The 26404-nt window shown below is 57.4% G+C and carries 19 protein-coding genes and 3 pseudogenes; 9 read left to right on the plus strand and 13 right to left on the minus strand.

What is annotated here, in order from left to right:
- The first annotated feature begins 87 nt into the window (after positions 1-87).
- Positions 88-315 (plus strand): helix-turn-helix domain-containing protein, encoded by a 228-nt coding sequence (locus ACEN84_RS04090; protein ID WP_112717548.1) that lies wholly within the window; start codon positions 88-90, stop codon positions 313-315.
- Entirely contained in the window at positions 312-1574 is a 1263-nt protein-coding gene (locus ACEN84_RS04095; protein WP_112716948.1) for a type II toxin-antitoxin system HipA family toxin, read from the plus strand. The genes ACEN84_RS04090 and ACEN84_RS04095 overlap by 4 nt, the downstream gene beginning before the upstream one ends.
- 297 nt (positions 1575-1871) lie before the next feature.
- On the opposite strand, the gene ACEN84_RS04100 is transcribed toward ACEN84_RS04095, so the two are convergent.
- Both ACEN84_RS04100 and ACEN84_RS04105 read right to left on the minus strand, forming a co-directional pair.
- Positions 1872-2492, minus strand: coding sequence for a hypothetical protein (locus ACEN84_RS04100; protein WP_413708706.1), 621 nt, complete (start codon positions 2490-2492; stop codon positions 1872-1874).
- A 660-nt stretch (positions 2493-3152) separates the two neighbouring features.
- Positions 3153-5511 (minus strand): annotated as a pseudogene (locus ACEN84_RS04105) (hypothetical protein).
- A gap of 207 nt (positions 5512-5718) precedes the next feature.
- Between ACEN84_RS04105 and ACEN84_RS04110 the strand changes: the two are divergent.
- A complete protein-coding gene (locus ACEN84_RS04110) occupies positions 5719-6825 on the plus strand; it encodes a Fic family protein (protein WP_112716944.1) in 1107 nt (368 codons plus the stop codon).
- Positions 6826-7055: 230 nt separating this feature from the next.
- Positions 7056-8114, plus strand: a complete 1059-nt coding sequence (locus tag ACEN84_RS04115) for a GSU2403 family nucleotidyltransferase fold protein (protein WP_413709040.1) — start codon at positions 7056-7058, stop codon at positions 8112-8114.
- Between the two features lie 202 nt (positions 8115-8316).
- Here the strand turns inward: ACEN84_RS04115 and ACEN84_RS04120 are convergent.
- Positions 8317-8775: pseudogene (locus tag ACEN84_RS04120) on the minus strand (hypothetical protein); the annotation flags it as partial.
- 94 nt (positions 8776-8869) lie between these two features.
- A pseudogene (locus ACEN84_RS04125) lies at positions 8870-9205 on the minus strand (Na+/H+ antiporter NhaA); the annotation flags it as partial.
- A 378-nt stretch (positions 9206-9583) separates the two neighbouring features.
- Between ACEN84_RS04125 and ACEN84_RS04130 the strand changes: the two are divergent.
- Complete coding sequence (locus ACEN84_RS04130) at positions 9584-10000, plus strand: low affinity iron permease family protein (RefSeq protein WP_112716942.1); 417 nt, start codon at positions 9584-9586, stop codon at positions 9998-10000.
- 272 nt (positions 10001-10272) lie between these two features.
- Here the strand turns inward: ACEN84_RS04130 and ACEN84_RS04135 are convergent, their stop codons facing one another.
- A complete protein-coding gene (locus ACEN84_RS04135) occupies positions 10273-11082 on the minus strand; it encodes a Ku protein (protein ID WP_413708707.1) in 810 nt (269 codons plus the stop codon).
- A gap of 11 nt (positions 11083-11093) precedes the next feature.
- Positions 11094-12011 carry a Ku protein gene (locus tag ACEN84_RS04140; RefSeq protein WP_413708708.1) on the minus strand — a complete coding sequence of 306 codons (918 nt, stop codon included), beginning with the start codon at positions 12009-12011 and terminating at the stop codon, positions 11094-11096.
- A 563-nt stretch (positions 12012-12574) separates the two neighbouring features.
- Here ACEN84_RS04140 and ACEN84_RS04145 point away from each other — a divergent pair.
- The gene (locus ACEN84_RS04145) at positions 12575-12808 is read left to right on the plus strand and encodes a hypothetical protein (protein WP_413708709.1); all 234 of its coding nucleotides are present in this window, start codon (positions 12575-12577) and stop codon (positions 12806-12808) included.
- 1056 nt (positions 12809-13864) lie between these two features.
- Here ACEN84_RS04145 and ACEN84_RS04150 read toward each other — a convergent pair.
- From ACEN84_RS04150 to ACEN84_RS04175, 6 genes are all read right to left on the minus strand, one after another.
- Positions 13865-14179, minus strand: a complete 315-nt coding sequence (locus ACEN84_RS04150) for a hypothetical protein (protein WP_413708710.1) — start codon at positions 14177-14179, stop codon at positions 13865-13867.
- 28 nt (positions 14180-14207) lie between these two features.
- Entirely contained in the window at positions 14208-14984 is a 777-nt protein-coding gene (locus tag ACEN84_RS04155; RefSeq protein ID WP_413709041.1) for an SOS response-associated peptidase, read from the minus strand.
- Between the two features lie 648 nt (positions 14985-15632).
- Entirely contained in the window at positions 15633-15755 is a 123-nt protein-coding gene (locus tag ACEN84_RS04160) for a hypothetical protein (RefSeq protein ID WP_413708711.1), read from the minus strand.
- A 629-nt stretch (positions 15756-16384) separates the two neighbouring features.
- Positions 16385-16582, minus strand: coding sequence for a hypothetical protein (locus ACEN84_RS04165; protein WP_130279666.1), 198 nt, complete (start codon positions 16580-16582; stop codon positions 16385-16387).
- Positions 16583-18308: 1726 nt separating this feature from the next.
- On the minus strand, positions 18309-18506 hold the full coding sequence (locus ACEN84_RS04170; RefSeq protein ID WP_413709045.1) for a hypothetical protein: 198 nt from the start codon (positions 18504-18506) through the stop codon (positions 18309-18311).
- 157 nt (positions 18507-18663) lie between these two features.
- A complete protein-coding gene (locus ACEN84_RS04175) occupies positions 18664-19383 on the minus strand; it encodes a Fic family protein (RefSeq protein ID WP_413708712.1) in 720 nt (239 codons plus the stop codon).
- A gap of 1173 nt (positions 19384-20556) precedes the next feature.
- On the opposite strand from ACEN84_RS04175, the gene ligD reads away from it, so the two are divergent.
- Positions 20557-21594, plus strand: a complete 1038-nt coding sequence (gene ligD, locus ACEN84_RS04180; RefSeq protein WP_413708713.1) for a non-homologous end-joining DNA ligase — start codon at positions 20557-20559, stop codon at positions 21592-21594.
- A gap of 456 nt (positions 21595-22050) precedes the next feature.
- On the opposite strand, the gene ACEN84_RS04185 is transcribed toward ligD, so the two are convergent.
- Entirely contained in the window at positions 22051-23751 is a 1701-nt protein-coding gene (locus ACEN84_RS04185) for an adenylate/guanylate cyclase domain-containing protein (protein WP_413708714.1), read from the minus strand.
- Positions 23752-23996: 245 nt separating this feature from the next.
- Here ACEN84_RS04185 and ACEN84_RS04190 point away from each other — a divergent pair, with 245 nt between their 5' ends.
- Together ACEN84_RS04190 and ACEN84_RS04195 are read left to right on the plus strand one after the other, a co-directional pair.
- Positions 23997-24407 carry a GFA family protein gene (locus ACEN84_RS04190; RefSeq protein ID WP_203431301.1) on the plus strand — a complete coding sequence of 137 codons (411 nt, stop codon included), beginning with the start codon at positions 23997-23999 and terminating at the stop codon, positions 24405-24407.
- A 194-nt stretch (positions 24408-24601) separates the two neighbouring features.
- Entirely contained in the window at positions 24602-25636 is a 1035-nt protein-coding gene (locus tag ACEN84_RS04195; RefSeq protein ID WP_413708715.1) for a hypothetical protein, read from the plus strand.
- The last annotated feature ends 768 nt before the right edge of the window (positions 25637-26404 follow it).

Below are 26404 nucleotides of genomic sequence, written 5' to 3' on the forward strand. Positions count from 1 at the left end.
CCAAAAAAATCCGAAAATCATCCCGATCGGTTCTTTTGTCTTTCTTTTGCACCCTCCGATGATATAATCATCCCGATAGGGGTGATTATGGACAAGATCAAAGATACAAAAACTCTCGGCATGCTGATCCGTCAGGAGCGCAGACAGCAAGGGTTAACCCAGGAGCAATTGGCCGGGGCGATTGGTGTGGGCGTACGGTTTCTGCGTGAACTTGAGGCCGGCAAAGAAAGCTGCCAGATTGGCCGTGCGATGCAAGTCTTGGCCGGTCTTGGTCTTCTTGTTTCCGTTGGGCGTCGCCAGGGCCCGCGATCATGACCCGCGTCTTGGACGTCTATTTTCGCGACACCAAGGCGGGCGTGCTCGGCCGGCTTGACGACGGCCTACTGATCTTCGCCTACGATGGCGCGTATCTCCTGGACCAACGATCGCGAGCGATCTCGTTCTCGATGCCCCTGCAAGAAGAACCCTTTGGTGATCAGGTCGTGCGCCCGTTTTTTTCCGGTCTCTTGCCGGACGAAGGCGCGCGGCAACGCCTAGCTGGTGCGCTCGGCCTCTCGGCAGGCAATGCCTTCGGGCTACTGGAAGTTATCGGCGGCGAATGCGCAGGTGCCTTGTCAATCTATCCCACCGGCACAGCGCCCGAACCTCCCGGCCAGTCCCAAGCCGAAATTCTCACTTCGGAACGTCTGGACGAGGTTCTCAGCAGGCTGCGGACCCGGCCTCTGCTTGGCGGAGACGAGGGCATCCGCCTGTCGCTCGCCGGCGCGCAGGACAAACTGGCGGTCATTGTCGATGGAGATTCTATCGCCTTGGCAAGAGACGGAAGACCAACGACCCATATCTTGAAACCAGTCATCCAGGCGTTGGAAGGCACGGTGGAGAACGAGTATTTTTGTATGCAGCTGGCCGCCCGCCTCAAGCTGCCCGTACCCCATGTTCAGATTCGCCTGGACGGGGCGACTGCCTTTCTCCTGGTTGAGCGTTATGATCGAACGAAAGCTGCGGACGGCATCATTGAGCGCCTACACCAGGAAGACTTCTGCCAGGCCCTTAGCGTACCGCCAGAGCTGAAGTATGAGGCCGAGGGAGGACCGGGAACAGAACGATCTCTCGGGCTGATCGACAACGCCTGCGCGAGGCCCGTCGCGGATCGGTTGCAGTTCATCCGCATGCTGATCTTCCACTATCTCGTCGGCAACGCTGATGCCCACGGCAAGAACTACGCCCTGCTTTATGGCTCCGATGAACCGGATCTGGCGCCGATCTACGATGTCGTTTGCACGGCTGTTTATCCCCGCTTGTCAAAGAGGCTCGCCATGAAGATTGGTGGCCGCGATGTGCCCGACACGATCCAGTTGAAGCATTGGGCGACACTCGTGCCCGAAACCAAATCTTCTCAGCGCATCCTTGTCCGCGATCTTGCCCAGATGGCGGAAAGGATTGTGAGCGAGGCCGACGCCCTTGTTGCAGAACTGGCCCACGAGGGGATCAGGCACCCCATCCTGAGTGCAATTCGCAAGGTCATCTCAAGTCGGGCTGGTTTGCTACAGAGAGCCGCGGAGCATGTATCTTAAGCAGTTAGTGGTCGCGGATATCCAGCGCCTTGTCCTTCGATCAAAGGGTCGGTGGTTCAAATCATTTCCTTCGGCTCCGGAAACCGCTTTCCTCGTCTGAGATGCAAGACCACCTTCGTTTCGAAGGGCCGGAGTGTACGCTTTGTCGTGACCAACCTCCTCGGTAGATATTCAAGCGAGGAGGTTGGCCTGAAACGACTACGCGTCGCTGTATGAGGGGACAGCATAATGCGCATATGCCTCTAGCAACATTTGCAGGTATTCGGTGGTGCTTGAGGTCTGCTCACCCAAAGCTGGTCAGTGAAAAGGTATCTTCGACCACATGGTCTCCCACTCAATTTCGATACCGAGCTGTGCTGCAACGTTGATCGCCTGAGTTGGCGCCTTATCATCCGGCCACAAATCGCTCTTCGACCGAATCCAAACGTCGTTGTCTTCATCGACGGTGATTTCGGCCAACAGCGCCCCCAGTCGTTCGCTTACGTTCGTCGAGTCATCTAAGAGTGCGCTTCTCATGAGAAGAACGATGTTGCGTTCGTTCAACTCAAGTTTTGGACGGTCATCGACTACGTGGAATTCAGGTTTGCTAATGTCTGATTTCGCTTTATCGCCGATCGGCGGGAGAGACTTGCCTTCATCTTCGCACCAGAAAGCAGTGTCGAGAATGTCGACTGGGACAGCGCCACATTCGGGGCAATGCCACAGATTTTTAGCGATCTGAACGCCCGTGATCTTCCCATCGCAATGCAAGCAAAACCAGGTGTCGGAGTCGCGGTCCCATAGCGGATGGCGAGCTTTGCCGTCCCCATCAGGTCTTGTCGACCTCCTTGGCCACTCGGACGAGATCTTGCTGCGAACCTGCGACATCCGATTGTTGCCTAGGCTCAGCGCTTCTTCGAGTAAGTCGGCGTCGAACACGGGGCACTGGTCTTCGGCTGCAACACTCGTCCTTGTTCAAGATACCCCCAGCGACGCGCACTTGCGTCGGTACTTCCATCGTAAAATCCGCCGGTGAAACGTGCTTCGCGACCACTGCTTCGATGGTCGCACCTGCTCGGAGCTTGGGATCCACCCATTCTTGTTGGCGGTGACGAGTTGTGTCTAATTCGCAATGCCGAGGTGTATGGCAATGAAGTTCAGAGTTTCATGTAGCGCCACCCTGGTGGCTCGGGCGGGACGTTTTCCAAGAAGCTTGAGGTGGCTAATTGCTGCTGCTTCGGTCGTATTCAGTTCCTGAATTGATCCGACCATGTGCCCGCTAATGGCCAGACCTGCCGGCACAGTGTGACAATTCAGAGATGGAACGCTGACATAGCTTTGCGTGGCGGGCACACCGGCCTGCGTGTAAGGCCGCCTCATGTATGACAAGCGGCACGCCATCGGTCAAGTGAAGACCATAACAGACCAGTTAGTAGCACGCGTTTTGAGGCCCGTAATGATGTGAAAAGGTAGCCAATTCAGTACAGCGGGAAAATCCGCTCACTGATCGTAGGTTCGAATCCATTCAAGGCGGAGACGAGGACGCTCGGCCCAGATGCAACATGTTCTGAGTGTCCGAGCCGAGCATCTCATTCGATCTTACGCAGCTTCCCAAACCTGATTGAGGATCTTGGCGGCCAGTAGCGGCCTTGTCTTGCGGAAGGAAGCGGCCGTAGTGCTGCTGCACGACATCGGGCGTATCTTGAATGGCATAACTCGCCTGCTCGTAGGATCCAGTCTGCTTCAGAATATGCGTCGCCAGAATGTCCCGCAGGTTATGCGGTCCATGCGGCAGGAGGCCCTTGATCGCACCCCGTCCGGTATAGGGATTATAGATGCCGTAACGTTGGATGACAGTCCGCCAAGCCTCGTAGAATGTGGTCGAATTGTAAGCAGCATCAATACTGGTCGTCTTCACCGTCTTGACGAATAGCGTTTGGGGATCTTTCGCACCGCCAAGCAGAACTCCACGATGCCTGTCGATGTAAGCATCAAGGTATTTGTAGAGATCGAGAAGGTCGGGCAAAATCAACCGGAACGGCTTCTGTCCGAAGAAGGATGAACCGGAGTTTTTGAATGCGACCGACGGGATAAGGACCTCCCACCCCTGGTCGCGATCACTCCAGCGCAGCTCACCGCATTTCAGATCCTCCAGCCGGCGTTCTGACGTCGGATAGTGTCCACGGGGGCAGACACGAAGTTGGCGAAGGTTCTTTTGCCTGAGCCCAAGGTGCAGGCCCAGGCGAAGTAATAGGAATGATCTAACGGCTTCGGCGGCCGGTCGTGGATATCTGTTCTCATCCGGCATACGTTTCACAATCTCGTCTGTGATCTTGCGATATTCCGCCAACGGGCTGTCCGCTTCGAGTACACACATGATCGGTTCAAATGGATCGCGATGCACGCGCATCACGCGCTGGATCTCCTTGGAACGGTTAGCGGCATGTCGGTGAAAGGCATCGCAGGCGCCATGCCAATCGCGAGCCGCGAAATCGATTTCTTCCTGCTCAATCAAGCCCGCAATGGGCCTGACATTCCGAAGCAGCTCCGGATGCTGCCGGATCCAACCGACTTCCGCGCGAGATAGGGCTTGGGCGACCATCAGCATGTCTTCTTCCCACTTGGTGTAGAAGCCACGTCGCTGTTCCCGCAACTGCAGATACCAATCCCAAACGCCGGGGAAAACGAGAAGGCCGAAGCTCAACTGGCTGACTGGCACGCCGAAACCCTTCACGCGACCGTTTGGCGAGGCAGCAAGCGCACCAAACATCAAACCGAGGTGCTCAATCTTCTGGGAGGCCGTTTCTTCACCCCAGACGCCGTTCCGTTGGAACCCAATCGCCGTCAGCGTCGAAGTCTTGAAGCGGATGAGATCAGCCATTTCCATGGCAAGTCTCGGCGGTGCGTCGATAACGCCAGAAAGCAGATCAGGATCATCAAGTTCTGCGGCAACGTTCTGATTGGCGCCGGCCGCCGAGGCCAACGATCGAGAGGAAAGAAAGCTGCTGCCATAGGTGACGCCGGGAAAGCGGATTGCATATCGCTGCTTGCTGGCCGCCGCCTGATAGCGGCGATATTCTGTAGAGCCAGAAATGATCACCCGGCGCACCCAATCGAGGATCTCCTCGCGCTTGGTAAAGGGCAGGCTGTTGAAGTCTTCGGGCAGGTGCAATGAAATCCGTCGACGCTCAGCTGGGCAGATGTCACCGAGATCGTGACCATACAGGGAGCGCGCCTGATGCGGCAGTTTTTCTTTGAAATATCCCTCTGAAAGTCGATATCGTCGCTCCATACGGCGGAGGATGTTGAAACTGGCAACAGATCGGGGCACGCGCTCTCCCTGGATCCAGGATAGCAGCGTCTTCTTGTCGAAGGTCTCATTCAGATGAACAACGGCGCGGTAAAGCTGCCAATAGGTGTCGCCGAACCGACGCATATGGTAGACCAATGCGTCCTGAAAGCTCGCCGGATCTTCTGTCGCTTCAAATAGTGCTTCTGGGAAAGGGCTTATCGGTTTTGGTGCTGGGCCGCGCGATGTTGACGCAGACCGGACAAAGGCGCCATCGATCGTCGCGCGTTGTTGCTGTCGGGCGGGGCGTGCGGAAGCTGCCTTTTTGGCGGGAGTCATTTTACGCGTGCTAACTGCCGGCTTTGGTGGTCGTCGTTCTTCGGTCGCTGGTGGTGCGCCGAGCCAGCGGATGATTGCATCCAAGCCTGACCGGAGCTGCTTTTTCAGTTCTGCCGTCAACTCGGCTTCGATCCCGCAGGCCTGACCGATCATCTTCCAGTCTATATGGCCATTCAGAAGCGGGGGCGATTTGCGGTAGATAATCAAACTGGCCAGGTAGGGCCGTATATTTTCGAACACCCGCCTGGATGCGACTGGAGCGATACGAAGCTCGCAGAATTCCGAAATTTTTCGCTGAAAATGTCGTGATGAAAGGTCGAGTTTGGTCATGCTTATTCCTTTTTGCTCGGCACCAGTGCCGAGGGCGAGCGGAAATAGGGGGCGCCCATTAACAAAATATGTTTAGGGCAAGAGGTTAGCTGCCGATCGCTGCCTCTTGAATGGAGAGCTGCAGATTGTGGTGCTGAGCGATAGAAGGGCTTGCAATAGCTCATTTATGGCGATATTCATGAGTTATAGAGAGAGATTCTATAACTCATGACATGGAACTGGCAAAACACTGACTGGCCAAACTTCAGATACGACACCGCAAGCCTGGTACCGTTGGAGCAGAAATTCCTGCAGTCCGCCGGCGAGGTTATCGGTGCTGTTCGACATTTCAACGATGACGACAGCAACCAACTTCGCATTGAGTTGCTGAGCGACGAAGCGGTCAAGACCTCAGAGATTGAGGGGGAATTTCTGGACCGCGTGAGTGTCCAGTCATCACTCCGCCGGCAGTTCGGGCTAAACACTGATGATAGACAGATCCGCCCCCAAGAGCGGGGGATCGCCGAGCTGATGGCGGATGTCTATAGAAGCTGGCATAGGCCGCTGGGCCATGAGGGACTGTTCCATTGGCATTCAATGCTGATGGCCGGAAACCGATATATTGAAACGGTTGGTGCTTACCGCACGCATGAAGACGCCATGCAGATCGTATCAGGTCGATTGGACAAACCCACCATCCATTTTGAAGCGCCCCCATCTCGCCAGGTTGCCGCTGAGATGGAAACCTTCATCACATGGTTCAATCAATCCGGGCCAGATGGTCAAACGTCGCTTCAAGCTCTGACGCGCGCAGCAGTAGGACACCTTTACTTTGAAAGCATACATCCATTTGAGGATGGCAACGGCCGAATTGGACGCGCGCTCGCCGAGAAATCCCTGGCGCAAAACATAGGGCAGCCAAGTCTCATTTCACTCGCTTTCACAATCGAGAAGCGCCGGAAGGCCTATTACTCAGAGCTTGAGCGACACCAGCGCACGCTTGATATCACCGACTGGGTCATTTTCTTTTCAGAAACTATTCTGGATGCTCAACAGGCGACGCTTGAGCGCGTAGATTTCTTCATCCAGAAAGCAAAGTTCTATGATCGTTTTCGGGACAAGCTGAACGAGCGGCAAGAAAAGGTAGTCGCGCGCATCTTCAAGGAAGGCACGGCTGGCTTCAAGGGAGGTCTAAGTGCCGAAAACTATATCTCGATCACAGATACATCCCGCGCTACAGCAACACGCGACCTTCAGCAACTCGTGGAGATCGGTGCACTGACGCGTACGGGTGAACGTCGGCATACTCGGTACTCACTGTCCTTGCAGAAATAATTCGCTACCACTCCAATGAACACCACCGAAGTCATTATCTAGGCGAACGGCTGTTCGAGTCCCTTCAAGGCGAGCATCTCGACACCGGCCTTATATTATGTCCGAGAAGATAGTATAGTGAGGATCACGGTAGGTGGTGTCTTGCACTGGCAGAGGCGGGCAGCGTTCACTGGGGAAAGCCGCAAAACTTGCTATACTAGATTTGCAAAAAAGATATAGAGAGTGGCATGATTAAGCAGATTGATCTCATGTTTCGCACCATGGTCGCGGAACTCCAGCAACGGGCATTTGATGATGATTGGGTGGAAGACTTCCCTCCATCGGGTAGATTCGTGCCAGTAGCAGTTGATGGCCGACGTTACTGGTATTTCGACCAGCCCGACGGGGAGGGTGGGCAGAAGCGCCGGTATGTCGGGCCTGCCGACGACCCCCTGATTTCGGAACGGGTCGAAACCTTCAAGGGTGAGAAGTCTGACTATAAGGCTCGCCGCAAGTACGTTTCTACGCTAACGCGCGAAGCCGGTTTAATTGCCGCTGATCGCTTTACCGGTGATATCGTACAGGCGCTTGCCAAGGCCGGTCTCTTCCGGCTGCGCGGTGTTCTCATCGGCACTGTCGCTTTTCAATGCTACTCGGCATATCTTGGCATCCGTCTGCCTTCGGCGGCGATCCTAACAGGTGATGCAGACCTGGCCCAGGATTTCGCGATCTCCGCCGAGGTGGCAGATTCGCTGCCGCCGATCCTCGATCTCCTGAAAGGGCTTGATCCAACGTTCCGCGCAGTGCCGCATATCAGCGGCAGCTCTCGATCTCATGCCTTCCGGAACCAGAGCGGTTACAGGATCGAGTTCATGACGACAAACAGGGGAGCCGAAGAATATTCGGACAAACCCGCCAACATGCCTGCTCTCGAAGGCGCGTCAGCCGAACCGCTAAGATTCATGGATTTCTTAATCCGCGATCCCGTTCGTTCGATCCTGCTACATGGTGCCGGTATTTCAGTTGTTATCCCTGATCCTTGCAGGTACGCGGTGCACAAGCTTATCATTGCCGGCCGCCGTCAGAATGACGCCGGCGGCCAGGCCAAACGGGATAAAGACCTTAGACAGGCAGGAATACTATTCGAGGTCCTGCCGGTCACGGGCCATGGGCCATCACTGGCTGACGCTCTGGAAGAGGCATGGGATCGCGGACCTGCTTGGGAGCTGGCCATCTCGGAAGCAGCCGAAACCATGCACAAGGAATATGGGGACGCTATCAATCAAATGGTTGGTATTCTCAAGAGATAAAGGTTAGGCCTTGCTCAAAAAGAACCGCTATGACAATACTCATTCGCATCAGATTGTGCGGCCCCACCTGAAAAGCAAATAAAATCAATAGACCGCCGCGACCTTATAGGAAGCGATGGTTCACATCCCTTAAGAGCGAAACGACGAGCTCGGCTCGGACGTAGGGTGTAGCCGACATCCAAGGCGAGCATCTCATTCGATTTTATGCAGCTTCCCAAGCCTGATTGAGGATCTTGGCCGCAAGTGCGGCCTTGTCTTGTGGCAGGAAGCGACCATAGTGCTGTTGCACGACGTCGGGCGTGTCCTGAATGGCGTAGCTTGCCTGCTCGTAGGATCCGGTCTACTTCAGAATATGCGTCGCAAGAATGTCGCGCAGGTTATGGGGTCCATGCGGCAACAAGCCCTTGATCGCACCCCCGTCCGGTATAGGCATTATAGATGCCATAGCATTGGATGACCGTCCGCCAAGCATCGCAGAAGGTTGTCGAGTTGTAGGCCGCATCAAGGCTGGTGGTCTTGAGCGTCTTGACGAACAGGCTCCGTCGAGCAGAACACCACGATGGCGGTCGATGTAAGCGTCGAGGTATTTGTAGAGATCGAGCAAGTCGGGCAGGATCAGCTTGAACGGCTTCTGTGCAAAGAAGGAGGAGCCAGAGTTTTCGCGGACCCGGACTTAACCTGAAGCGCCAGATTCCAAGTGCGCCTGCGAGCTTCCCGAGGTTAAGTCCAGAGGCGACGCCGAAGTAACTGGCTCCGCCAGCACGCTTGCGGACGCGCCCATGAAGGAGACAACGGCATTTGCGAAGCGCAGTGCCGACACGATGGAGAAAGCCACCGGCTTCTGGAGTGCGTGCTCGGGTTTGTGGAGCGGAGACTACTCGTGCCCAGCTTCGAAATCGCCGTGTGTGACTTTCAGCGGTATGAAGCGCCTGGACGACGCCTGCGAGCGTGGCGTGAGTCACCGACAGGAAGACGGCGTACCACAGAAGAGCCCCAAGCCCGAGATAGGCCCAGATGTACTTCACGCCTGATCGGGTCAGAAACTGTCCTTCATCTTCCGAAACAGGAAAAATTGAACATACCATCGCCATTATGGCACGTTCACCTTCACGGATGATTCAAGGTCATTGCCTCTTTAAAGCAGCAGTGTAAGAAGCCGAATAAATGCGACACGCTTGAAGTTCATCTTGCCGGCAAATGCGAGCTCAAAGCCCTCCTCGTCTGCGCCGCGGGGTCGCCCGTATCGGCAGGGATGCAAAGGGCAAAGAGCTCGCAAAGTACGTCACCCTCAATTCGAGTACCGGGGCAAGGGAGTGTGGGGCGTTCCATTCGACGCTGCGCTGGACACGGAGGAACGGTCTGCGACGTCGGGTGGGTCCGAACCCAGACTAAAGTCCCAAGACCTGCTCCAACTGGAACAGCTCTGCTCCTGTTTGCGTTATCATTGGCCGGGCAACAGCGAGATTTCCATGAGCGATAACGTTATATCCAGAGGCTTTTCGAAATTTGCCACCTTGATCGCGGATCTGTCTGGCAAGCCGGCAACATTCGTACTTGCGGTCGCACTTGTTGTTGTCTGGGCCGCCTCGGGTCCGGTCTTCGACTACAGCGAAAACTGGCAGTTGGTGATCAATACGAGCACCACGATCATCACCTTCCTAATGGTGTTTGTTTTGCAGAACTCGCAGAACCGGGACGGCAAGGCGTTGCAGGCGAAGCTCGATGAATTGATCCTGACATCGCAAGCGCAGAACAAGTTCGTCGGCATCGAGAAGCTGGACGAGCAGCAGCTTAGGGAAATGAGCCAGAAGCTGGCGGAGAGGGCTCAATGCGTCGAGGAAGTCGCAGAGGACAAGGCCGAAGAGCGTGAGCGTCGGCCCGTTTAAAAGAACGGAGCTGCATCAAGAACGCCGACGCTCTCGACGGACGTTTCGGCGGGTCGCTGAGCGCCGGATTCTTGCAATGGCGACGCCGAGACCACCAACCGTTGCTCCCGCCAGCGCGCCGGAGGCGGCGTCGAGGTCATAGAGCTGTAAGGTGATCATTCCCTCAAGCGCCAGAGCAGCACATACTGTTGAGACTGCAATCTTTTGCATTTGGGCCTCGTGAAGCTCCAGAGCGATTTCAGCTCGCTTGGACGTGTTATGAACGCAGGTACCTACCCGGCTTTCCTGCTCTTCAAATCTTCCGCCACCGACTTCTTCAGCGCGTCCATGATGTTGACCACGTTCGACTTCGGAGACGCCTCGGACGTCTTGCCTTTAGCAGACTTCTTCGGCCTCAGCGCCTTCTTTTTCTCCTCGATCAGTTTGAGGAGGCTTTCCTGGATCGGATCGCTGACCATGTCAGGTGACCAATGCGATGTCTGCTGCTTGATCAGCTTCTGCACCAGCGGCACCAGGTCGGGATCGCTTTCGTCTTCGATATCGTCGAAGTATTTCTCTTCCGGGCGGACCTCATCACCGAACCGGAGCGACCAGAGGACGATGCCTTCGCCGCGCGGCTCCAGGATGACGGCACGCTCCCGGCGGCCCATAACGAGTTTGGAGACCCCAACGACGCCATCGGATTTCATGGCGTCGCGAATGACGGCGAACGCTTCGTTGCCGACCGGGTCGTCAGGCATGAGGTAATTCGGCTTCTCCAGATAGACCCATTCGATGGATTCGGCGGGTACGAACTTCTCGATATCGATCGTCTTGACCGTATCGAGCGTCACGCGGTCAAGGTCGTCGTCTGTCAGGATGACATAGTCGTTCTCGCCACGCGCGTAGCCCTTGGCTTCGTTCTCGTCCTTCACAGGCTTGCCGGTTACGCTGTCGACATACTGAGAGACGACGCGATTTCCCGTCGATTTGTTGAGCGTATGAAACCGGACTTTCTCCGATTCCGATGTCGCAGAGGTCATCGAAACCGGGCACGTGACCAGCGAAAGCTTCAGATAACCCTTCCAACGATACGGGGCCATGGTCGATCTCCTCAGCTTGCCTTCCGGTGCGACGTGGATCTCGATGACGGGGCGGCCTTCGAGGCCGTTCCACGTGCAGCCTTTCCGGAAGACCCCTGATTGGCATTGGCCGCTGTGCGCGTCGCCTTGCTTTTGCCGTTGGCGCCGGAGGCTAGCAATCCTGCACTCTCGCGAAGAGCCGCAAGCAGGTCGTTGGGTTTGGAGACCTCGACCTTCTTCGGCTTGGGCAGCGCCTTGCCCTCGATCTTGGTCTTGACCAGTTCGGCAAGGGCGGTTTCGTACCTATCGTTGAAAGTCGCTGGGTCGAACTCGCCTTTCTTGGTGGAGATGATGTGTTTGGCGAGATCCAGCATCTCACCTTCGATTTTCAGCTTGGGCATCTCCTCGAACGCCTTGGCGCTTGAACGCACCTCGTAGTCGTAATTCAGGGTGGTGGCGATGAGGCCCTTGCCGTGGGGACGTATGAGGACGGTCCTCATCCTTCGAAAGAGGACTGCACGGGCAACGGCCGCAACCTTCGACTTTCTCATGGCGTCACGCAGCGCGACGAAGGCGTCTCCGCCCATCTTGTCAGGCGTGAGATAGTAGGGCTTGTCGAAATAGACATCGTCGATCTCATCGCAGGGTATGAAGGCCTCGACCGATAGCGTCTTGTTGCTTTCGGGAATGGTGGCAGCGATCTCTTCCGGATCGATCTGCAAATATTGACCGTTGTCGATCTCGAAGCCCTTGACCTGGTCCTCGCGCGGCACCGGATCTTCAGTCTCGCTGTCCACATAGATGCGGTTGACCTTGTTGCCGGACGCCTTGTTGATCATGTTGAACGAGATCCTGTCCGAGGTGCTGGCCGCGGTGTACAGGGCGGCGCCGCAAGAGACCTCGCCAAACTTCAGGAAACCTTTCCATTGGGCACGCTGACCACCTGCCATGACGCCATACTCCGAATCACCCAGTTGCGACTCAAGTCCGAAACGGGTGATTCGTTCCGACTCGAAACGAATCATTTTTCAAAGGCTTAGGGCGTTTTCGCTCTAAGATTGATTCACTGGCCTGTTACCGTCTGACAATTGGAAAAGGCTTCCGTTAGCGTAGCCTTCGAGCCCTGCTTCGGCCTTGATCTCTTAAAGGCCGAAAATTGCGCAGCTTGCGACGCATCCAGAGCGAAAGGCCGAGCGGGGGACCGAAACCAGCCGAGGACTAGGCCGCCGCCAGGCAGCCAATCGGTAGAGCCGAGCATCAGCGTGAACGGAGATGATGCGAGCAGCGGCAAAAGAGGCCAAAGTTGCCGTCATCTGGATCCCGCGGTGAAATAGCCGCGCCGGCCATTCGGCGCCTGCTCGGCATAACCGTATCGCCGTTTTGACCAGCAAGCGCCAGACCCCGTTCGACGAGCGCTTGCGCTTTGTCACGCAAGCCTGCACTGAATAGGTGGAACCAGCAAAAACTTCCTGCGTTTGCTGACAACCGCTTCACCCGTATCGACGAGGCACCCATGTCCAATGTTCCGGAAGATCACGTCCTGATCTCAAAGGCCGTCAGCGCCTGGTATCAGCACTATGGTGTCGGCTGGGACGATAATGCGTCCTCGTTCCTTTGCGACGCGGCCATCAAGCTTTACGCGAACGGTTGCCGATCCCTCGAAATGCTGGCCGCCACCCTCATCTCAGACGTCGTCGGGATTGCAGCAACCCGTGTGAATGCTACGTCGTCCTATGCCGTCCACTGACGCCTGTTGAGTGCTCGGTTCAAAGCTGCATTCGTTCACTCGCACCGTGAGGCGCTCGGCCGCCGACATGCGGCTTCGCCAATAGTCAAGCCGCAATCAGGCCCCGATTGCGCGTGGGAGGGAGAACGCTGAACCGTTCCGAGGGTTGTTCGAGGTGCCAGACGGCATAGGGCGTCGTCTTTGCCGACGCCTGTTCAGGGCCGGGGCTACATCCGACCACCAGACCGCCCCTCGCTCCCCGAGCGAGACCTTTGCAGCATCGATTGCCTTTAGGCTTCTCTTACTTCCCTGCGTGCAGACAAAAGCTCCGCCACGAGACGCTTGCGTTCACCTTCAGTCAGATCGGGTGTCGACCTCCGCCAAAGGCGGCCCCGGACGATGATGTAACGGCTGTCGGTGTGGTGAGCGGCCAATTGCTAGTTTTCACCGAGCACCTCCCGTGCCGCTCGCGATGGACGGCTTCCCGTAACGGGGCGAAGCCTCCGCGTCTCCGTGCCATCGGCGTACTGCTGGAGATAAGACCTCAGTCGCCCGCGGGAATGGCCGTGAGGGATGACGGATTTCTCCCGTCTGGTTCCGTGTCCGGAAGCGCCATGCTAGAGCATAAGGTCATGGCCGCCGTGCCTAACCGACGTGGTCCCGCACACCGCGTGACCCCCGGTTGTTGTTACGTCCGTCACTCGGCGCGGGTTTGCACGTCGGTATGTGTTAGAAGAAGGCCTCGGAACCACCATTGCCCTAATGGCCGAAGCCTTCTCATGCACACCATCATTTCGTGTTGTGGGTCTCTCAGGTCCACAACGAGCAAATTGCTAAAATATGAAAGCCCGTTTTGTCAACGCGGATCGCAGCCGAATTTTTTTTGGCGAGCCGGTCGAACCTGCTGCCGACATTAAAGTTAGGACGGCGAACGTTGTCGGTAACCCACCGAACGCGTTCAATCTCTTCTCCCTCGACCCATTGCAGAGATCATCAGAGCCCGCGCGCCGCCCTCGCGTGGGCTTTTTCATCGCTGTGCTCTCTTAGAATCTGCTCACCGCTCCGGAAACGCGTTGATCAAGATGATGTCTTCCGCCTCACGGAGCGAGAATAAATTACGGCACGAGCCAGAAACCAATTGTTTCTTTCGTCGGTTGCGGGACATCGCATCGACCGTTTGCCTGATGGTTCTTCGATAAGCGCCGCGGAGAAATTCATTACCCGTTTACCCACAAAACCTTGGAGGATCAGACCGCGTTCAGGGTTCGGCTTGCGCTTCACCGGCCGCGAGGGCTTTTCAACACTTCCGAAGATTGCTGCCCGCTTTTCCTGTCGGGACTGATCAGAGTTTGCTTCGAGCCGCGTCAGCAGGATCAACAGCCCATCGGTCACTGATCCTCATGAACGTCGCTCGCGCGCTCTAGCCGAAGAGATCCGGCTCCGTCAGCATTTCGCCGGCCACATCGACGATCGTCGAGCCGTATGGCTCCCTTGCCACGATGCGGATCGCGTCGTTCGGCGCGGGACGTGCCAGGTGCTGGGCTTCGTCCCAGGGTGCGCGCATCCAGACGTCGGTCTCGTCCTTAGTCAGCAGCAAGACCGGCATCGCTTTTTCATGGACTGGAGCGACCACGTGATTGGCATCGGTTGTTAAAAAACCATAGAGATCATCCGTCGTCAGCCCGTCCTTTACCTTGCGAACGCTTTGCCACTGCGGCACATGAATGCCTGCGAAGAACATAAGATCGGTTCTATCGGCGCGGCCGAACCAGGCATTCGGCGTCTTGCCTCCAGGCTCCTGGCTGATAGGGTCGGGTTCCGCAAAGGTCGTTACAGGAACGAGGCAGCGGTGCTCGGCTCCGAACCATCGCCGCCAATGCGGCAAGTTGAGCTTGCGGACGTTGGTGACGCCGCGATCCAGCTCCATCCGTAGCAGTTCGTTCATGTCTACGGACTTGCCTTTGGCAGCAAGCTTTGCAGCGCGCGTCTCAGCAGCCTTCTTCTGGACGAAGACGGGTGAGGGCAGGCCCCACCTCGCGTGGACAAGCTGCTTCCTTCCGTCGCTGGTGTTGCGGATAATCGGTCCGAGCTGATCCGGGTTCATTTGGTAGGCCGGCATGAGGTTTATCAGGCTCTCAGCATCTGCAGCCCATTTCGAAACCCAATCCCGATCTTCCATGCGATACAAATTGCACATTGCTCGCCATCCTCCTGCACGAGCGGAAACCGTAGTCCAACGGCACTGGTGTGCCAACGTTTCATTCCAACTGGCGGGGCGCAAGCCAGACGATCCCAACCCGTATTCCGAGGACAGAGCATCAGGGAACGGACATGGTCACGGGCCCCTCCCGCACCCACCATCGATTCCCGTAAGCTCTTGTTGTCGTATCATTTCTTTGGCTTCTAAGTTCCACTTTCACATTTGGTCTTCCAAGGTGAGACCACTTGTCCCCGTTACGGTCCGGCATATGAAGCTCCGCGCCGTCGCCGGCAAGCTTCCTTCTTCGCGCAGCGCGGGTGCACACATCGGCCTGCTAATTCGTCGTCCAGCCGAACCTTCAGCTGATCGCTCGTCGCGCGGTCCTCTGCGGCGATCGAGGCGCCTGCCCGTTGCGGTGTCTTCCATGGATCGTTCTTTGATTTTTGGTCGTGGCCAAAAAAAGCGGCGCCTACCGGTTACGGGAGACGCCGCTGATGGCCGGTCGCAAAGGCGATCGGAGCCTTACAAAAGCCGTACCGCTGTAAGCAGTTGGTTCCCGGCGGGGTGACTTGGAGCCGCCCCACCACCTGGATAGACCCATCCAGCTCAGGGCCCGCTGCCGTGACAGGACGCGGGCCTTTTGCGTTAGCTGTAGAGCAGCTGAACCGTCAGCGCGAGCACGGCGAACAGTCCGGAACTCACAACGCTAGTTTCGATCATGAAGATGACAATCTGCCTCGACGACAGGCCAGGGAAAAGTGATTTCATCACAGCAGCTCCAATCCGAAAATTTATTCAATTCGTTGTCTTACCACAGGCTGGTTTGGAATATTTTTTTAATTAGCAAATTGAGATCAATTTAATTCACTCGCCATTGTTCCCTATGTGTGAGCTAGTACTAATCGCCCGGTGCGGCCCGTTCCTGGAGGCCGACCTTCTGAGCTTTTTGGAGCCTGCTTTGTACCCCATAGCGGGCTCCTTCTGTGTTCAACAAAAAAGGGAACCATCCTGGGCGGCCAAGGTTCGACCTCTATGCAACCTCTTGTATCATCCCGAATGATGTCTCTCCTGCGCGGTCTCGATACCCGAGGCTTTACGCACATTCCTCACGGCGTCGGCAGGAAATCGGTGAACATCGCCATGTTCAACGGATGGATTCAAGTCGAGGATCGAAGCTTCAAACCTCGCTGCAAACTCACCCCTGCCGGCGATGCTTACCGGCGAGAACATGACCGCCATCGGTCTCGAAACACGAGCTGATCCTAATCGATGATGGGGCGGCGGGGGTGCCGAGATGTTCCCGTAAGGTGCGGAGCTGTTCTGAGATCGTCTGCAACCGTGCGCTTTTGGCGATGATGGGGCGGTGGGGTTTTTACGCGAAAATTGGCGGCGTTTGCTCACAAATCTTCGGCGAGCAAGTCGCGTAATCGTTGGTGAATAGATCTCCACCGTTCATACCGATCGATTTCCCGATCGGCCTCTAGGATATCACTCACACTGACAAAGCCTTCCCGTTCATCTTTCAGCGTTGCCAAGCGCTTGGTGATCGCCATGATACATTGGTCGACGACCGTGAGATCCAATGCCGCCCCCATTGCTGCCCCTCCAATCCTTATCGAGGAGCAATATATCACACAGGATGGAGAAAGGCAGGCGGCAGAATCAGTGACTACCACTCGACCGTTGCAACTGATTTCCAGAACTTGCCATCCATCCTCTGTCGGCTTGGAGTCATGTCCAATCAGGCCGAGCTTTTCGAGCGCGACGAGATTTGTGGAAACGTTGGGAACGCGTTACCGTTTTCTCGTATCTGCGAGCATATCCAGCAACTCAAGCTGCTCCCGTGTCAAATGGATCATCGAGGCCCTTAGCCGGTGGGTCTATCAGTCGAATTCATTCGCTAATTCCTCGGAATTGTGACCACGTGATGTTGCCCGGCGGTAGTTTGGTTTCTGGGGACCGTTCCCGACTGCATCTGAGCTTTATGAGGCCCGCAAAGCAAAGCGTCTTTGCGGGCTTCATCTGCATTGGGAGGGCAGAATGAACAGAATAGACCGCATGCTGAGAGACCAGATCACCGCAGATTTGAGATCTGGGAAGACACCGCGCGAATCGCTCCAGCGAATAGGACTGCTTCTAAGCTGGCTTGCCGCCGGACCACTTACCAGCGAAGAGGAGGCGCAAGTAAATGATCTGCTTGACCGACGTGAAAAGCGGTGATGTGAGGCCCGCCTTATATATGGCTCGCTCTATCTAGCCGGCGAACAACTGCGGTTGGAGGTCGGTATAGGAACGTGGATGGGCGGGATATTAGTGGACAGTAGATGAGTCGGGTGGACGGCCGATCTCAAATTTCGCTAGAAGTTCGATAGCCTCTAGGACCACCGTAGACGCCGCATCGCAAGTGTCATTAGCGATCTCTGCGCCATCCCGACGTAGCCTCTCGCTGAGCGCGCGCAAGACCTGCGAATCAGGGTCACCGTCGTGATTTGCAATGGAAGCAGAGAAGCTAAGTCGCTCTGATAGAGCGCTGAGTATTGCTTCTCGCTCTTCGACACTCATGTCTGCAACAGTTTTTGCGTTTGGCATTTTATGCTCCCGACAGCGGAGCTTTCCGAAAATGACCGAGAAAACGGCAAACAATCACTGTCCGAAGAGCTAAGTCTTCAGATAGCGTTCGGCACTTCACATTCAATCCCGCCGACCGCCCTTCTTAGGGGTAGCTGATGGCATTTCGACAATCCCAGCACAGTGAATGAAGCTGGCTTTCATCGAAGAAAACGGCATCGAGGCCGTCATGGCGCTGCCTGTGCTGGACGACCGCGGATGGCTCGACCATTTCGGCTTCCAGGCAGATCCCGCATAGCGGGTGAAGCCGCAGGTGGCGCGGACGCAAGCGCCGCCACTTTGGATCCCGATATAGGCAGACCGCATGCTGGTATTCGGCGAGCTGTGGTCGGTCACCCGGCCTTGCCGCCGTCGCTCACCACTCGATCACTCGCTCGATGCCGAATTCCGGCGTCCAAACGTGGCTGCCGCCCTTGTTGACCACCTTGTAAGTCTTTTACGGCCGGCTCCACCGTCACCGCTCTCGCAGGCCGACACAAGGACGATCTTGCCAAGTTTACCGCGACGGGTCTCGGCCACGTCGCCCAGTTGGAACTTTTATGTGATCTGCATCCTGTATTTCTACTTGATGATGCCGCGCCGACGCATGGCCACCACGGCCTTGCGATGTTTTCTGTGCAGCCCTGTTGACCAGCCAGCCGAAGGGCTTCTAGAGCTGCGGCAGATGACTCAAGGCCACAACTTCGTCGAAGACTACGGCCACGGCCTGACGCGGCGCGAGCAGGCGGCGGAGGTATTCAGTTCCTCGATCAGGACATCATCGACGCGGACGAAGACCTGTTTAAGGCGCAGGAAGACCCGAACCAGATGTCGACAAATCTGCCGTTCCTGCAGGAGGTCGCGGCCGTTATCGAAGAGATCGAATCGATACGGAACACGATGTCGGATCAAGCGCGGGCGTTCTTTGGATGGCGGCCGTAGGCAGGTAAGTTGGCGTTCCCAAATCCGGTTTGGATCGAGCTGCGGACGGCGTTTCAGGAGGGTAGGGACGCCGCTGAAGATGCAGCAGGACGCTTCCCTCTCTTTTTAGAGCGGAGCAGCCGGTCCGTCATCGCCTGCCCCGCATCGCCGGGGGATCGTGATCGTCCGAGTCTTCCGGTCCGTCTCCTGGTACATCCATGTCGAACACGTCCCTCACCACCGCTTCCGCCGCCTCGACTTCCATGTCGGTCATCTTCTCGAATTCGCGCCGACGGCGCTTCTTCAACAGGATGCCCTTGTTCTGATAGATGAAGTTGATCAGCGAGGAGATCATCTCGTCCGGCATTTCCCTGAAGCTCTGTATCCGCCCCTTTGCCTCGTCGAAGCATGCTATTGGATCTCCCTCGGCAGGTCGTGCTCGATAGTCCTCACGACGCACTCGTACAGGGAACTCCGTGATCTCGGTGTAGTCTCCGAACCTGTACAGATCGGCGGTCTCGTTGAGTACGCGACCGTTCCGCTGTTCCGTGGGCGCCCACTCGATGAACGGCAGCAGCGGCCCCGTGAAGGCCCTAAATTCCTCCCCGTACTCTGCCTGGCGTTTTAGGAGTACCGACGAAACGGCGTATATCATGCCCCTTGGTGCATAGCCGCGTTCTGCAAGACCGTGATGGATCATGTACCGATGAAGCCTTCCGTTTCCGTCTTCGAAGGGATGAATGAAGACGAACGGGAACGCCAAGACCGAAGCCTGTAGAACAGCGTCGACGTCGCTCCTCGCCGTCCGCTCCCCGCATTCGATTATCTCCTGAAGAAGGTCGGCGACGTCCTCGTGACGGGCGCTCACGTGTTCCGGCTCGGATCGTTGTTCCAGTCACGGCATCCGATGAACCCGCTGGCATCACGAAGGCCATGTTTTATGAATCGGTCCTCCTCAATGACGATGTGCTTAAGTCGTACCAGTTCGTTGATGGACAGGCGCCTGCGACCCGCCTGCGGACCGCGCGCACCCAGAGTTCCAGACGGTTGCGCGGCGGGCGCTCGCCCTCGATCTGATACGATGCCTGACTGTCTGCCAGCAGAAGGAAGCTGCCGCCCGCGCGACGACCTGCCGGTCGATCGTGCCGACGAGCTCATTCGCGGTATCGCTCCAGCAATGGTCGACCGTATTCGACAGGAAGTCGCTTCGGCGCAGCACCGGACAGAAGCACGGATTTCCGAGAAGATTGTCGCGAACCCGGTGCCGGGGCGAGTTGACGGGCTGCGAAGTGAAGTATTTCCTCGGATCCAGGGCCTTCACGTAGTTGCCCTGCTCCGCGTCGGGAACGGGACGCGCTCTTGTATGAGCCACTCGTAGAAGAACCAGAACCTGCGCGCCGACGCACCAGTCGGCCCCGCCTCGACGATAGACGCGATGTCGTTTGGAGATACCTTCTGGAACAGCCTCTTGAGAATAAGGAGATCAATCTGCTCGTGCCTTAGAGCAAATCCAAGCTGGGCCGCCAGAGTTTGGCGCTTGCTGACGATTTGCGGGGATCCGACTCGACTTAGACCAGTCACGTCCCATGTGACTCTTTTGTATCACCGAAGGGTACTGCGTATGACCAAACCGGATCTGAAAGCCCCAGTCCGTCCGCTTCATGTCCAGATAGACGCAGGGAGGTATCGGCAGGCGTGTCGCGTCCGCGACCTCACCGCGCTCCTTCTTTGTGGCGGGTGGCCGCAAGCCGGAAGGATCGATCCGGTATTCCACGGTGCCCCCGCGACCTCACTTGATACGCTGGAGCTGTATGCAGAAACGGCCCGGGGCGCCTGCGAGCGTGCCGCGCCTGCGGCTGGAATGCAGGTGCTTGCCAGCGACATGGATAAGATGCGCAAGGCCGCTGACCCAAAAAGAAGGCCCCGACTGAGCGGGGCAGTTGGAGAGTGGTCCATCCGGGAACGGACGACACTGTTTGAGTGTAGCATTGGCCGCCGCACTGGGCAAATCATGCGTAACCGCCTTCTGGTGTAGGTCCGAATGAGCAAGCGACCGCAGCCTCTCCTAGCCGACGACAAGCCGCTGAAGAGCTCGGCTCACAAGCGACGTGACCCAACGCAGCCGAGCCTGCTTCTGGACCCGATGCCGTTGCGCGTCGAACCGGCTCTGGCGCTCCTGAAGCCCAGGCCTCCTGGCGACCCGCGCTTCATCGCGGAGGTCAAGTTCGACGGCTATCGAGGCGCACTCCACATTGAACCCGGCGGCGTCCGCTTCCTCACAAGGGGAGGCCATGACTGGACGGAGCGCTTCCCCGGCATCGCCGACGCGGCACGCGATCTCGGCGTCGCGAGTGCTATCCTCGACGGCGAAGCCGTTGTCCTGGACGAACAGGGACGATCTGACTTCGCCGCATTGCAGCGTTCGCTGGGCGGCAGGGGTGGCAAGCTGCCCTCGGGCAATTCCGTCTTCTACGCCTTCGACCTGCTCTACCTCGACGGGCATGACCTCCAGAAGATGGAACTGTCGAGCAGGCGGCATCTGTTGGAGGAGCTGCTCGACGGCCGGGAAGGGGCGATCCGGTTTTCCGAGCAGATCGAGGGCGACGCCGTCTCGATCTTTAACGCGGCATGCGAACACGGGCTGGAAGGCGTGATTTTCAAACACCCGGATAGTCCGTATCGCTCAGGACGGACGGGCGACTGGATCAAGGTGAAGTGCATCCAGTCCGAGAGCTTCTTCATCGTTGGCTACGAGAAGTCGGCCGTCGCCCGTGGCGGCGTCGGAAGCCTTCTGCTGGCCGCGCACAAGGGCAACGGCCTTCAGTACGTCGGTTCGGTCGGTACGGGATTCAAATCCAAGGACGCCGCGGAACTGCGCGAGATGCTCGACAAGCTGGCCATGAAGAAGCCGCCGCTCTTTTACGATGGACCACGAAAGAATGTCGCCTGGGCGCGGCCAACCCTGATAGCCGAGATCGAATACCGTGCTTGGACCGATGACGGCAAGCTTCGGCATGCCTCTTACAAAGGCCTGCGCGACGTGCAGGACAACGCAGCCGTTCTCGTGATCGAGGCGTGATCGCAAGGGGTATATGCGCGTGCGATCGACCGATTCGCTGGCAGGCGCGTGCCGTCACATTCGACACGGGTCCGACGTTATGTGGGCGAGCTGGAGGCACGACTGGTGACAGGCCGTGCTCCCGAGAGAGGCTCACCGGCGACCATGTCGCGCTGTGGATCGAAGTCAGCGAGAACCCTGTCAAACGAAGAGGAAGCCATTACGGAGGACTGGACGGTCCGTCTGCCCGACCAGCTGGAGGCATTGAAGACACGTTCGTCTTTGCCGGAGCTGGACCAGGAAGATGGACCGGTTCGGCGGCAGGTGGCTCTCGAGCCATCGGAGAATCGTGTCCGAACCCGGATGTGCGCCCGTTGGCCGTCAGCGGCTGCAGCTATTGGCGAAGCGCTTAAGCTTGGTTTCCCCCGGCATTCTTCTCCCGAGCCCGCAGTTGGGCGCCCAAGGTCAAGACAGCGGCTACTCCGGCAGCCCCGCGAGAAGAAGGCCCTGCCGCAGGTCCTCGCGGTCTTCTTCTCGCTCCAAGAGAATGGTCGAGCGCATGAAGCCGGATACGGAAAAATCCTTGTTCGCGGCACGAACCTTTGCCGCCTCGACAGCAGCTTCAGCACTTCGGCCAAGCTTGCCCAAGGACGCCGCGGCGCGGAATGACCATCCTCCCTGGTGAGGCATCTTCCGGGTCTCCGACAGGCAGCGCTCATATCGACCGAGCGTGTAGTACGCACCGGCGATCTGGGCATGGTACCAAGGAGGATGAAATGGGTTCAGACGAACCGCCTGCTCCATAAAAGCTAGCGCCTTCTCCGCGCTCCCCCTCTGCACCAGCAGGTAGCCCAGCGACATGAGGCAGTCGGAGTCGTTCGGGTTCAACTGAACGGCGCGCATGGAGTGGTATTCGGCGAGATCGTATTGGCGGTCGTACAGGAGGACGTGACCAAGGATGCGCTGGCAGGTGGCGTCCTGCGGGCTAATCTCCAGAGCCTTGCGCGCTAGCTCGATCGCGACGCTTCGCGTCTCAGGGCTGGCGCCTCCGTAGCCTTCGAGGGCCAGCAATGCGAGTGCGAGAAATGAGTGCGGATGGGCATAGTGTGGATCGAGCGAGATAGCAGTGCGAAATAGCACCACCGCGTCCGCATTGGACGAAGCGTCGTATGCGCGAAAACGGGCAAGTCCCTGTAGATGAACGTCATATGCCAGGAGGCTGGTTGGCGGCTTACGCAGCGACATCTCGGTTCGGGAGCTCTCGATCCTGCCAGCCAGCGTACCAACGAGCGTGCTGACAATTTCGTCCTGGAGCTCGAAGAGGTCGACTATCGCGCGATCATAGCGCTCGGCCCAGATCGTGGAGTCGGACGCTGCCTCCACAAGTCGGACCGAAATTCTGATCCTGTCCGACGACTTCCGAAGGCTTCCTTCGACCAGGAAAGAGACCCCGAGCTTTCGAGCGATCGCAGAGCTGCTTTCCTTGCTGTCGCGGAAGGTGAATGAAGAAGACCGACTACTGACAAATAGCGACGTGAATCGAGCCAGGCCGACAATAACGTCTTCTGTAATTCCGTCGCACATCGTCTCGTCCTCTGTGCTGCAGAGGAAGGGAAGAACAGCCACGGATGGTCGCGACGCCTGTGATGGATCATTCGCTCGCCTGGGAATGCCGCCGTGGAACCATGTACGAACCGGCTTCAATATGTTCTTGAGCTGAATTTCGCCCCCATCTGTCCAGTCAAGGTCGAACTTGCCGGCGACGTCTTCGTGGACCCTGTCAGATATCGCGACTCCGCTTGGAGCAGCGATGCCCTCCAGTCTCACGGCGATATTGATGCTGTCCCCAAAGACGTCGCCATTTTCTTCGACGAGTTCGCCCTGGTGAACGCCGGCTCTAAACTCGATCTGCTCCGCGAGCGACCGTCCGGCGTTTCTATCGCGGACCCATTCCTGAAACTGATGGGCGCAAAGCACGGCCTCCACCGTGCTCGGCACTTCTGCCAGCACGCTGTCGCCTGCGGTATTGATGATGCGACCGGATATGGCATCCAGGCCGCTCCTCAGCTTCTCGCGGCACTCCCGCAGGGAGGTCAGCGTTGCCGTCTCGGCCTCGCTAATCTTTCTGCTGTAGCCGACCACGTCCACTGCCAACACTGCTGCTAAACGACGTTCCACGGTTGCCTCCGCGGCGCTATGTTACCAACAGTGCGAGGGGCGGCAAAGAGGACCCGGTCAATTGAAGCTGCCGTGCAGGCCCCAGGCCTGCGAGCGATCCAAGACTAAAGGCCGATAGGCCGCTCATAAGTCGTGTCAACCGGATTGAGGACGTTTGAATGACGCGGCCGCGGAGGTTACTGTGTCCCCACCGTCAGCCTCCTAGTGAGGCGGCGTTTTTAACAGAAGCGCGTCGTGAGATCGCCATGGAGCAAAACGACATAAGTGGGCGCTGCCTCTGCGGAACAGTGAGGTTCAAGTCGAGCGGACAGGTTCTGGCGCGTCGATCATGCTGGTGCCGGGATTGCCAGTATCTCGCGTGCGGTAATGCGTCCGTCAACATCATCGTCGAAGCGGTTGGTATTGCGGTCGAAGGTGATCTTGCCACCTACGAGAGCAGAAGCGACAGTGGAAACGTGATCCGGCGTAGTTTCTGTCCAAACTGCGGGACGCCCATGTTTTGCGAAGCCGTTGGAGAGCCAGATTACCGGGTCATCCGCGTCGGGGCGCTCGATGATCGGGATAATTTGGGCTCAAACATCGTGATATGGACAGCGTCTGCGCCTTCGTGGGCTTTATTTGGCCATGATGCCGAAATCTTTGTCGGGCAGCCTTAGAGTTTGCAGCTTTTCCGTCATCGAGGACTGGGTGAGCGCCTGGGCTGTCGTCGATGTTTCGGCTGACCGCGGCTCTCGCCTATGCTCTGTCTGGTATCGTACCAAGGGTCAACATTCCTCCAAATGACATGGCGATTTAAAACCATTCTTAAGTTCGGTCGTGATTAGGTACCCTCAATATCTGGGGGGTCTCCATGTCTTTCTTCGCTCGAATGCTACTCTTCGTCTTTCTTCTGGCACCGTTTGGCGCCCATGCGTCCGGGGATGACTGGCAGGTTGCCAAGGCCACGAGCCAGGTTCGGTATACCATTGACCAGAAACAGTGGACCGACCTGCGTGCTGGTGATGTGGTGCCGAATAAAGCTTGGATCTCCACAGGCCCCCGCGGGCGTGCTCAGCTCGTGCGTGGGGTCGAGAGTATCGGGTTCCAGCCGAACACAATGGCTGCGATCACGACCAAGCCGGGCGGCTTCCTGTCACCTCGTAAAACCGAGATCTTCCAGCAGGTCGGCGCGCTCGATCTTGAGATTGAAAAGCGGAGCCAGCCGCATACAACAGTTCAGACGCCATACCTGGCTGCCGTCGTGAAGGGTACGATCTTCCATGTCACGGTTGGCAAGAGCAAGGCATCGGTCGCCGTCGACCGCGGGCTTGTACAGGTCACGTCTTTCGCAAGCGGCCAACAAGCCAATGTTGGACCCCGACAGAGCGCGACTGTGGACAGGAAAGCCGGTATGGACGTCGCAGGAGCGGTATCGAAGCCATCCATAACGTCCGTCGCGCCATCCGTTGCGGTTGTCCCAGCTATCGGGGCCACGAAGCTGTCCGGCCAACCGGATGCCGCGCCTGACGACAAGGGCAAATCGAAAAAGGGCGCTGACGACACCAGTGCAAACACTGCCGATGACAGCAAGGGCAAGGGCAATTCTGGCAAGGGTGGCAACTCCAACGGGAATGGAGATGGCGGCGGAAACGGCAACGGCGGTGGAAAAGGAAACGGCGGTGGAAACGGCAACGGCAATGGCGGCGGAAACGGCAATGGAAATGGCAATGGTGGTGGCAAGGGCAATGGCGGTGGAAACGGCAACGGCGGCGGAAATGGGAATGGCGGCGGAAATGGGAATGGTGGTGGCAAGGGCAGTGGCGGTGGAAATGGCAACGGTGGTGGCAATGGTAACGGCGGCAATGGCGGTGGTAACGGGAACGGGGGAAAGGGTGGCGGTAAGTAACGCCCAGGCAGGCTACGCTGCTATTGCCGCATGAAGACCGCGAACTCTAGCACGGCTCCGATAGACGTTGCTTTCTGGCTCCACTGTCGCGCGGCGAACTTGGCTTCCGGAGACAGTCGATGCCTTGTGACGGCACAATGTGGCGCTGGCGTCGCGACAGTCTCCGAGGACCTGGCCGAGAAGCAGCGCCTGAGGACGGCGAGGTTCAGGTTGCTGAGGATGTCGATAAGAACGAGACTGTAATCGGGTTCGTTTTATCGTCGCCGCGATGAAATGACGGCATCGCATCTGTTCGCCGGTCAAGCGCAAACGAAGGCCGCGTTTCTTGGGTGGTAGCCGTATTTCGGGTGGTGATCACTGCCTCGTTATCAAGCCTGCGCAGTTAGCCGGCGGGTTCTCAAAAAATGCGGCGCAGTTCTATGGCTCAACAAAACCCCACGTGAGGGTCAAGCGTACGCGCCAACCTGCAGCAGAACCGGCTCAGACCTTCTCCAATAGGCCCACCTCATATCGACGATTTGCCGGGCATCGTCATAAACGGCTGGCCCCCTGAAAGGCGCCAAGCACACCGACCGCGTCACCGTACACGGACACACTCTCGGAGGACAACATCCCCGAGCGCCGATTGGCTCAGGTTACGCCTTTTGCTGCAAGAAGTGTTTGTCCGAAATATGGAAGACACTCAAGGTCATGCAAAAAATCCGCGTCAGACGCCGGCACATGTGGACCTTCTCTCGAGGGTGTTTTGCGCTTTTGAGCTACAAGGTC

This window comes from Rhizobium sp. Rhizsp82 (genome assembly GCF_047325115.1).
Taxonomy (GTDB): Bacteria; Pseudomonadota; Alphaproteobacteria; order Rhizobiales; family Rhizobiaceae; genus Rhizobium.